The following is an 8,440-nucleotide window of genomic DNA, read 5'->3' on the forward strand; positions in this document are numbered from 1 at the left end:
CTCGATGACTTCCACCATGTTTTGCCATGGCAGAATCTGCTCCATGCGGGACAAGAAAATCTCTTTTCTGGTCTGACGGCGCTTACTGCTGAATTCACTGTCGGCGAAGGTAAGTTGATGACTCATGATGAACCCTGTTCCATGGCTCCAGATGACAAACATGATCTCATATCAGGGACTTGTTCGCACCTTCCTTAGGACACCCACCTTTTGGAGTACTCCGCCTTCTTGCTAAAACCGAATCTCCACCGACTCTGCACTGCGCGTTGCCTCGCCGTGATAAACCGCTTCGATATTGTTGCCGTCCGGATCGAGGACAAAGGCGGCGTAATAGCCGGGGTGATAGACCCGCTCGCCGGGGGTGCCGTTATCCTGGCCGCCATGGGCCAGCGCTGCCTGATAGAAGCGATCGACTGTGGCGCGGTCCTGCGCCTGGAAGGCGAGGTGATGGCGACCGGTCAGTGCGCCGAGCGCTGCCGGGCTGTCGATGGATGTGACAAACAGCTCGTCAGCCCAGAAGTAACCCTCACCCGCGCCGCCGATTGGCACATCGAGGGTGGCCAGTATGGCCCTGTAAAAGCGCTCGCTGTCGGTCAGGTCTTTCACCACCAGCTGGAGATGGTCGATCAGCCGACCCCGATGTAGTGTGTGCGTTTCCATACATTCACTCCACTCGACATGGTTGAATCAGTCATTTACCTCTTGCCGGTTGTGCCCTTTGGCGACGCTACCGCCCTGAATGTCAGCTTCCAGCTTGCTGCGATTGACCAAAAGGGCGTGGTTGGCATGGCTCATAGGAGACTCCGACGAGGCGTGTGTTGCCAATTGGCTATATTAACGGCCCGCGAGCGAAGGGAAAGGAGGAAATGGCGAATTGCCGGGCAAGATCAACAAATGGAGGCCAGTCCGAAAGCCTGGCGTCCGGGCTTGATTGGCGAGAGAGGGCTGGGCATAGGTAAAAGGGGGGCGAGTGGCCACCAACTGGTGACCCTCTTGCTGCCTGTACGGGAGTGGTTGCCCGGCCTCTGGCCGGGCGGGGGATCAGTTGCCCGGGATCTCGCTGCAGTTGAGGGTGGGCTGACCGTAGCGCTCCAGCATGGCGTCGCTCCCCTTGGTCCAGAAGGTGAGGTTTTGTCCCTCGTACCGGGCGCCGCTGGCGCTGGGGGTCTCATAGGCGAGCACCTGCTGCTGGTCGTTCCCCTCGCTCAGATTGATCATGGCGGCGGGCCGCTTGGCCTCGTTGTAGAAGTAGGTGGAGAGGGTGAGGCTCTTGCCGCACTGGTAATCAATCGGCGTCGGCACCCTCAGTTGGCCGCCTTTTATCTGCAACTCGGTGATCCGCAACTGGTAGCTCTCTTCCACGCACTGGCGCAGGTCGCCCGCCTTCCAGCAGTCGTTGCGCCCCTTGATCCAGCCGCGCTGGATGGCGCGCTCGCTCTTCTGCTGCTCGGGGGAGAACCCGGCATCGCCTTGGGATAAAGGGCTGACAGCTCGTTATCCAGCGCAGCCAGTCCGGCATCCTTGCAAATGAGGGTTTCGGCGGCGCCTTTCGCCTTGGCGCACTCGAAGGACGGGGTGGCCGCCGCGGCCAGCAGAGGGGAAAACAGCAGGGTTCCAAGCAAGATCTTGTTCATCGACAGGGCTCCAACAGGGGGCGTGATGCCCCGTGATCAGAGCACACTTTACACCCGAAGGAGGCAGGAGCACCCCGTGTTTTTGGGTGCCGGGCGGCCCTGCATGGCAATCAGACGCCGGCCAGCGCCAAGGTCTGGCGGCTACGCCACAGCCGCTCGTGGAAGAAGAAGACGACGGTGTTGATGGCAGGTTCGATCAGTGCCATCACGCCGCCGGTGAGCAGCTCACCACTCAGCAGGTAGGCGACACCGAAGGCCACCGAGAAGTGGACCAGGGCGAAGCTGCTGGTCTTGGCCTGCAGGCTGTGCTCAGGCTTGAGCTTGTGCCAGCCAAGGTCGTGGAAGTAGAAGGCGACCGTGTTCACGGCGGGCTCGATGAGGGCGATCAGGCTGGCGGTGAGCAGTTCGCCGGTCAGCAGGTAAGCCACGGTGAAGGCGACACTGAAGTGCAGGATGGCGAAGCTGATGGTCTTTTTCATGGTGGTGTCTCCTCTGGCGATGAAGGCAGTATCACCTAGAATCCCATCAAATGAAAACTATTCTCATCTATCGGCGGAATAGAAAATGCCTATCGACCGGGGGAGGCCCCACCAGATTGGGAGTTGCCCGGGACCGCAACGGCGCTAGAGTGTGCCTTTTGCCATGAAAAAGGAGCTTTCATGACCATCAACTCCAACCTGTTTGTTCTCTTCATGCTGCTGCTGATGATTGTCGTCGGTGTGGTGGCCTGGCGACTGGCCCGGCGCAAGAGCCGCCACCCGGGGCTTGTCACCTTCCTGTGCGTGCTGCTCTGCCTGGTGCCGCCCTTTGCCCTGCTGGCGCTGCTCATTCTGGCGCTGTGGCGGGACATGCCCGCAGGCCCCAATGCCAGGCAAGCCTAGCTAGTCCCTCAGCCGCCACTGCAGCAGTCATAGAAAAGCCCCTTGCGGGGCTTTTTTACTTGGAATGTCCCGCGCAGCAGGTGGCCGGTTGGAAGGGGCAAGATCGGGTGATGGCCCTACCTGCCGAGGCCAGCGATCCGAGCATGGGCCTCGCGCATTCCCTGTTCCGCCCCGTGGGGGTGCAGATCCATCCCCTCTGCGTAGACGAATTCCACCTGCGCGATGCCCATCAGGCCGAGCACGGATTGGAGGTAGGGTGTGACCGCATCTGTCGTCTGTCCCTGATGCACGCCGCCGCGGCTGCTGAACACCAGGGCGTTGACCCCCTCCACCAGCCCCATGGGGTAGGTGTCGGTGTAACGGAAGGTCACCCTGGCCCGCGCCACCAGATCGAACCAGTTCTTGAGGGGGGTCGGCACGTTGAGGTTGTACATGGGGGCGCCGATCAGCAGCAGGTCGGCGGCCTTGAGTTCGGCAATCAGCCGATCCGACAGCGCCACCGCCTGCCGGATGGCCTCATTGGCCGGTTCAGCCCCGCGCAGGGCGTGAAACAACGGGCTGTCGAGGACGGGCAAGTCGAGGGCGGTCAGGTCGCGCACCACCACCTGGTCCTGATGGCCCTGCTCCCGGCGTGTTTGCAGGAAGCGCTCCATCAACTGGTTGGTGCGGGATGCGGGGCCGTTGAGGCTGGATTGCAGCAGCAGGATCTGGCTCATGAGGGGAACTCCATCTGAAACGTGTGAAGAATGAAGGGAGCTTACCAGTTATTTTTTTCCGCAGTGCTGATAGTATTTCGCCATATTGGTTCCAAAATGTATGCAATAGATGGCAAACACGCTCAACGGCATCGATCTCTTCGCCACCGTGGTGGAGGCGGGCAGCTTCGCCCAGGCGGCGGAGCGGCTTCACCTCACCCGCTCGGCGGTGGGCAAGGGGGTGGCGCGGCTGGAGCTGCGTCTCGGCGTGCAACTGTTTCATCGCACCACCCGCAGCCAGAGCCTGACCGAGGAGGGGGCGCTCTTCTATCGCCACTGCCTGCGGGCGCTGGAGGAGGTGCGTCTTGGGGAAGCGGTGCTGGCCAGCAACAAGCTCACCCTCAACGGCAGATTGAAGGTCTCCATGCCGGTGCTGTTCGGCCAGCAGTGCGTGGCCCCCATTTTGCTGGCGCTGGCGAAGGCGCATCCCGGGCTGGCCCTGGAACTGTCGTTCAGCGACCGCAAGGTGGATCTGGTGGAGGAGGGGGTGGATCTGGTGATCCGCAACGCAGAGCCGCCGGACAGCCTGGATCTGGCGGCGCGCAGGCTCGGGGAGCACGGCATGACGCTTTGCGCCTCGCCCGCCTATCTGGCCGAGCGGGGGGAACCTGTGACCCTGGCCGAGTTACCGGATCACGAGTGCATCGCCTATCTGCGCCAGGGGCGGGTGCTGTCGTGGTGGTGGCAGGAGGCCGAGGCATGGCGCGAGGTCCAGCCCAGAGGGCGGTTGCAGATGGACGATCTCAACGCCATCACCCAGGCGGCCATCGCGGGCTTTGGTCTCGCCTGGCTGCCGACCTGGCTGGCGCGGCCTCACCTTGAGCGGGGCGAGCTGCGCGAGCTGCTGGCCCGATTGCCGGGTCGGCGCTATCCCATCAACGCCCTCTGGCCCCGTGGTCCGCATCTGCCCCTCAAGACCCGGCTCGCCATCGACTGGCTGGCGAGCCGCCTGCCCGAGCGGCTGGCCAGCGTGAGCGGGCCGGGTCATCTGTCCCAATGAAAAAGGGCCTGCTGTGGCAGGCCCTTCCCCATTTTCTGTGGTTCCGAGGATCAGGCCTCGGCCTTGCTCAGCCACTCCACCCTGTACTGGGCGCCGGGGCCCTGGGCCAGCTTGGCGCACAGGGGTTTCAAGAAGGCCTCGATCTGCTCGTCCAGCATCCAGGGGGGGCTGACGATGAGCATACCGGAGCCGTTCATGCCCCAATCGGCAGTCTGGCCGGCCACTTCCAGCTCGGCCACCAGGACGTTTCCGAAGTTCTCGCGCTTGATCGCTTTGAGCATGTCGCGGGACTTGTCCGCCTCTTGCCCGAGGATGGGATACCAGAGGGCGTAGATGCCGGTGGCCCAGCGCTTTTGCGCTTTTTTAAGGGTATCGACCACGGCGAAGTAATCTTCCTTGAGCTCATAAGGCGGGTCGATGAGCACCAGGCCGCGGCGCGGGGTGGGGGGCAGCAGGGCGACCAGCCCCTCGAAGCCGTCGCGATGGTGGACGGCGACGCGGGGGTCGTACCCCATGTTGGCGCGAAGATCCTCCACCTCGTTGTTGTGCAGCTCCATCAGCGCCAGCTTGTCCTGATCGCGGATGAGGCGGCGGGACAGCTCGGGGGAACCCGGGTAGTAGTGCAGCTGACCATCGCTGTTCATCTCCTCGATGACACCCAGATAGGAGGCCATGGCAGACCACTGGGCCCGCTCATCCCACAGGCGTTTGATCCCGTCGGCGTATTCCGCTTTCTTCTGGGACCAGTCGCCGCGCAGGTCGTAGAGACCGCCGCCGGCATGGGTGTCCAGCACGATGAAGGGTTTCTCCTTCTTCTTGAGGGACTCGATGATCAGGGCCTGGACGGCGTGTTTGAGCACATCGGCGTGGTTGCCGGCGTGAAAGGCGTGGCGGTAGCTCAGCATATGAGATCTCTGAGGGGGCCCTGCTGGGCACCCAGTAACGATAGATAGTGAAACAGGTTGCGGCTGTCGCCGCGAAACAGGGCGAGGGTGCGCAGGGTCTGCAGCAAGACCCCCTGTTGCAGCCGCTCCAGCTCCAGTTCGTGGGCCAGCATGGTCTGGTACTCCTCGGTTCCCACCCGTGACTTGGCCTGCTGGCGCAGGGTGCGCCAGGGGAGCAGCACCGCCTCGGTCTGTACCAGGGCCGGTTGCAAGTCCGTGAGGTCGACCGGGATCCGGAGCAGGTCGAGGTGGTACAGCAGGAGCGCCAGGTTGACGTTGCCCCCCATGCTTTGCACGTGGAGCCAGTCCTGGCTGCGCTGGCCATAGGCGCCTGTGCTCCATGTCCAGAACTCGGAAGGGGTGGGCAGGGCGTCGGGGCTGACCCGCTCGCTGGCCATCAAGGCTTCATCACGCAAAGAAGGCCTGCTCCATGGTTTCCAGCTCCTCGGAGAGGCTCATCCACTCCAGCTCGACGTGCTCCAGCTCTTCCTTGAGGGGGCCCTGGGACTTGAGCAGCTCGGAGAGCTTGCCCTTGGCACTCTCTTCATAGATGGCGGGATCGGCCAGCTGCTCTTCCACCGCGGCCAGCTTGGCCTGCAGCTTCTCCATGCTGGCCTCGAGCTTCTCGAGCTTCTGGCGCAGCGGCCGGGTTGCTTGCCGGAACTGGGCCTCAAGGCGCTTCTGATCCTTGCGCGCCACCGCCGAGTTGGCGGAGACGGTGCCATCTGCCGGCTTGGCATTGGCCTCTTTCTCCTGCTCGCCGAGCCACTTGTGGTAGTCGTCGAGATCCCCGTCGAAGGGCTCGACCCGGCCGCCGTGGACCAGATAGAAATCATCCGTGGTGGTGCGCAGCAGGTGACGGTCGTGAGAGACCACCACCATGGCGCCCTCGAACCCTTGCAGGGCCATGGTCAGGGCGTGGCGCATCTCCAGATCCAGGTGGTTGGTCGGTTCATCCAGGAGCAGCAGGTTGGGCTTTTGCCAGGTGATGAGGGCCAGCACCAGACGCGCTTTCTCACCGCCGGAGAAGGGGGCCACCTTGTCGAGCACCTTGTCGCCGTGAAAACCGAAGCTGCCGAGGTAGTTGCGAAGCTCCTGCTCGGTCTTGTCCGGCGCGAGGCGCACCAGGTGATCGAGGGGGCTGTCATCGAGGCGCAGGGTCTCGAGCTGATGCTGGGCGAAGTAGCCGATGCTCACCCCGGCGCTCACCTCCAGCTTGCCCGACAGCGGCGGGTTGCTACCGGAGAGCATCTTGATAAAGGTGGACTTGCCCGCGCCGTTGCGACCGAGCAGGCCGATGCGCGACCCCGGCACCAGGTTGAGCTTGATCTTCTCCAGGATCACCTTGTCGCCGTAACCGGCGCTGAGGTTCTCCATGGCGATGAGCGGGGTCGGCAGAGCGGAGGGCTCGCGAAACTCGAAGCTGAACTCGGAGTCGGCGTGAGCGGGCAGGATCTTCTCCATCCGCTCCATGGCCTTCAAGCGGCTCTGGGCCTGACGGGCCTTGGAGGCCTTGTAGCGGAAGCGGTCCACATAGGATTGCATGTGGGCCATCTCTCGCTGCTGCTTCTCGTACATGGACTGCTGCTGGGCCAGGTGCTCGGCCCGTTGCAGTTCGAAGTCGGAGTAGCCGCCGCTGTATTCGTTGAGCTTGCCGTTCTCGATATGGATGATGCGATTCACCACGGAGTCGAGGAAGTCGCGGTCGTGAGAAATGAGCACCAGCGTGCCCTGATAGCCCTTGAGCCACTTCTCCAGCCAGATGACGGCGTCGAGATCCAGGTGGTTGGTCGGTTCATCCAGCAGCAGCAGATCGGAGCGGCAGAGCAGCGCCTGGGCCAGGTTCAGGCGCATGCGCCAGCCGCCGGAGAAGCTTTTGACCGGCGAGTCGAGCTGATCGCCGCCAAAACCCAGACCGTGCAGCAGCTCGGCGGCGCGGGCGCGAATGCTGTAGGCACCTATGGTATCGAGCTTGCCGTGCAGCTCGGCCACCAGCAGACCGTTGTCATCCGCCTCGGCCTGGGCGAGCTCGGCCTCCAGGGCGCGGAACTCCTTGTCGCCGTCGATCACGTATTCCAGGGCGGAGCAGTCCAGCGCCGGGGTCTCCTGGGCCACGCCGGCAATCTGCCAGCCGGCGGGCAGACTGAAGCTGCCGTTGTCGATGGCCAGCTCGCCCCGCACCAGCGCAAAGAAGGTGGACTTGCCACAGCCGTTCTTGCCCACCAGGCCCACCTTGTGGCCGGGGTGTATGGTGGCGGACGCGTTGTCCAGCAGCGTGCGGCCGCCGCGGATCAGTTCGATTTGACTGGCAACTATCATGGATGGGTCTGCTTGGCTCGATTGAAGGAGAGAAACTGGCGCGGATCTTACGTGAAATGACACAAATTTGCACTTGAGGGCGGGGGGGATGGCTGCCGCCGGAAAAACGTGTCATAACAGAGACATCTGGGGGGCAGGAGGCTGACCATGTTGATTAAAGAGATCATGACGACCCGGGTCGCGACCGTTTCCATGGATGACAGGCTGAGCGTCATCAAGGAGATCTTCGAGCAGGCCCATTTCCGCCACCTTCTGGTGGTGGAAGAAGAGGAGCTGGTGGGGGTCATCTCGGACCGGGATCTGCTGCGTGCCATCAGCCCCTATCTGGACACGGATGCCGAGATGAACCGGGACACCGAGACCCTCAACCGGCGCGCCCACCAGATCATGAGCCGTGAACCCATCACCGTCTCCCCCGAACGCTCCCTGAAAGAGGCCGCCGGCCTCATGCTGGAGCACCAGATCTCCTGCCTGCCTGTGCTGGAAAACGGCGCCCTGGTGGGCATAGTGAGCTGGAAGGACCTGCTGAGGGTCATGCGCGGCTGGCAGCCGGTCTGACGGGGCGGGGAAGGTGTGCGGGGAGCCCGTGTCGCCCGGCAGGGCTTCCCTGCTTCTCGCCTTGTCGAAGTATTAAACTGCATTAATCAAATATTTCAGTTCACTTATGTTGTAAAAGTGATTTTTGTGGTCATAAATTCTATCGATGTCATTTCATGTGACACTATATGTCGCGGCGTCAGCTCGAATTGACGCTTTTATAATTAATCGTTCGCCGCTTCAGTTCCCATCTTAAATACGAAAGGGGACTCCCTCCGACGTAGGTGGGAGGGGAATTTCGCCGGGGCGTCAGCCCCGCTGGTTTTGAATGTATTGCTTGATCACCTCCAACGGTGCTCCGCCGCAAGAG

General features: G+C 62.6%; 9 protein-coding genes and 2 pseudogenes. 3 read left to right on the forward strand and 8 right to left on the reverse strand.

The window, feature by feature from the left end; translation table 11 throughout:
* From PG883_RS21545 to PG883_RS21560, 4 genes and pseudogenes are all read right to left on the reverse strand, one after another.
* Window positions 1-126, reverse strand: a pseudogene (locus PG883_RS21545) (IS5/IS1182 family transposase); the annotation flags it as partial.
* A gap of 105 nt (window positions 127-231) precedes the next feature.
* Window positions 232-660, reverse strand: a complete 429-nt coding sequence (locus PG883_RS21550; RefSeq protein ID WP_270808094.1) for a VOC family protein — start codon at window positions 658-660, stop codon at window positions 232-234.
* A gap of 381 nt (window positions 661-1,041) precedes the next feature.
* A pseudogene (locus tag PG883_RS21555) lies at window positions 1,042-1,634 on the reverse strand (MliC family protein).
* A 110-nt stretch (window positions 1,635-1,744) separates the two neighbouring features.
* Window positions 1,745-2,113, reverse strand: coding sequence for a DUF2061 domain-containing protein (locus PG883_RS21560; RefSeq protein ID WP_048206987.1), 369 nt, complete (start codon window positions 2,111-2,113; stop codon window positions 1,745-1,747).
* A gap of 180 nt (window positions 2,114-2,293) precedes the next feature.
* Here PG883_RS21560 and PG883_RS21565 point away from each other — a divergent pair, with 180 nt between their 5' ends.
* A complete protein-coding gene (locus tag PG883_RS21565; RefSeq protein WP_223925211.1) occupies window positions 2,294-2,515 on the forward strand; it encodes a hypothetical protein in 222 nt (73 codons plus the stop codon).
* A 116-nt stretch (window positions 2,516-2,631) separates the two neighbouring features.
* Here PG883_RS21565 and PG883_RS21570 read toward each other — a convergent pair whose 3' ends face one another.
* Window positions 2,632-3,231 (reverse strand): FMN-dependent NADH-azoreductase, encoded by a 600-nt coding sequence (locus PG883_RS21570; RefSeq protein WP_270808100.1) that lies wholly within the window; start codon window positions 3,229-3,231, stop codon window positions 2,632-2,634.
* Between the two features lie 109 nt (window positions 3,232-3,340).
* On the opposite strand from PG883_RS21570, the gene PG883_RS21575 reads away from it, so the two are divergent.
* Window positions 3,341-4,270, forward strand: a complete 930-nt coding sequence (locus tag PG883_RS21575; protein ID WP_270808102.1) for a LysR family transcriptional regulator — start codon at window positions 3,341-3,343, stop codon at window positions 4,268-4,270.
* 50 nt (window positions 4,271-4,320) lie between these two features.
* Here the strand turns inward: PG883_RS21575 and PG883_RS21580 are convergent, their stop codons facing one another.
* Genes PG883_RS21580 through PG883_RS21590 form a run of 3 tightly spaced genes read right to left on the reverse strand, consistent with a single transcriptional unit; the run spans window position 4,321 to window position 7,533 of the window.
* Entirely contained in the window at window positions 4,321-5,175 is an 855-nt protein-coding gene (locus PG883_RS21580) for a 23S rRNA (adenine(2030)-N(6))-methyltransferase RlmJ (protein WP_270808104.1), read from the reverse strand.
* Window positions 5,169-5,630, reverse strand: coding sequence for a DUF2390 domain-containing protein (locus PG883_RS21585; RefSeq protein ID WP_199769604.1), 462 nt, complete (start codon window positions 5,628-5,630; stop codon window positions 5,169-5,171). The genes PG883_RS21580 and PG883_RS21585 overlap by 7 nt, the downstream gene beginning before the upstream one ends.
* Complete coding sequence (locus tag PG883_RS21590; protein WP_266110012.1) at window positions 5,623-7,533, reverse strand: ABC transporter ATP-binding protein; 1,911 nt, start codon at window positions 7,531-7,533, stop codon at window positions 5,623-5,625. The genes PG883_RS21585 and PG883_RS21590 overlap by 8 nt, the downstream gene beginning before the upstream one ends.
* Window positions 7,534-7,680: 147 nt before the next feature.
* Here PG883_RS21590 and PG883_RS21595 point away from each other — a divergent pair, with 147 nt between their 5' ends.
* Window positions 7,681-8,091, forward strand: a complete 411-nt coding sequence (locus PG883_RS21595; protein ID WP_010675511.1) for a CBS domain-containing protein — start codon at window positions 7,681-7,683, stop codon at window positions 8,089-8,091.
* The last annotated feature ends 349 nt before the right edge of the window (window positions 8,092-8,440 follow it).

Origin of the sequence: Aeromonas sp. QDB25 (assembly GCF_027707725.1) — a bacterium.
Taxonomy (GTDB): domain Bacteria; phylum Pseudomonadota; class Gammaproteobacteria; order Enterobacterales; family Aeromonadaceae; genus Aeromonas; species Aeromonas caviae.

What these genes read in the sequence shown, in the direction of transcription:
- PG883_RS21595 (WP_010675511.1), top strand. Translation starts at nt 7,681, where the DNA reads ATGTTGATTAAAGAGATCATGACGACCCGGGTCGCGACCGTTTCCATG.
- PG883_RS21575 (WP_270808102.1), top strand. Translation starts at nt 3,341, where the DNA reads ATGGCAAACACGCTCAACGGCATCGATCTCTTCGCCACCGTGGTGGAG.
- PG883_RS21560 (WP_048206987.1), bottom strand. Translation starts at nt 2,113, where the DNA reads ATGAAAAAGACCATCAGCTTCGCCATCCTGCACTTCAGTGTCGCCTTC.
- PG883_RS21570 (WP_270808100.1), bottom strand. Translation starts at nt 3,231, where the DNA reads ATGAGCCAGATCCTGCTGCTGCAATCCAGCCTCAACGGCCCCGCATCC.
- PG883_RS21565 (WP_223925211.1), top strand. Translation starts at nt 2,294, where the DNA reads ATGACCATCAACTCCAACCTGTTTGTTCTCTTCATGCTGCTGCTGATG.
- PG883_RS21550 (WP_270808094.1), bottom strand. Translation starts at nt 660, where the DNA reads ATGGAAACGCACACACTACATCGGGGTCGGCTGATCGACCATCTCCAG.
- PG883_RS21580 (WP_270808104.1), bottom strand. Translation starts at nt 5,175, where the DNA reads ATGCTGAGCTACCGCCACGCCTTTCACGCCGGCAACCACGCCGATGTG.
- PG883_RS21590 (WP_266110012.1), bottom strand. Translation starts at nt 7,533, where the DNA reads ATGATAGTTGCCAGTCAAATCGAACTGATCCGCGGCGGCCGCACGCTG.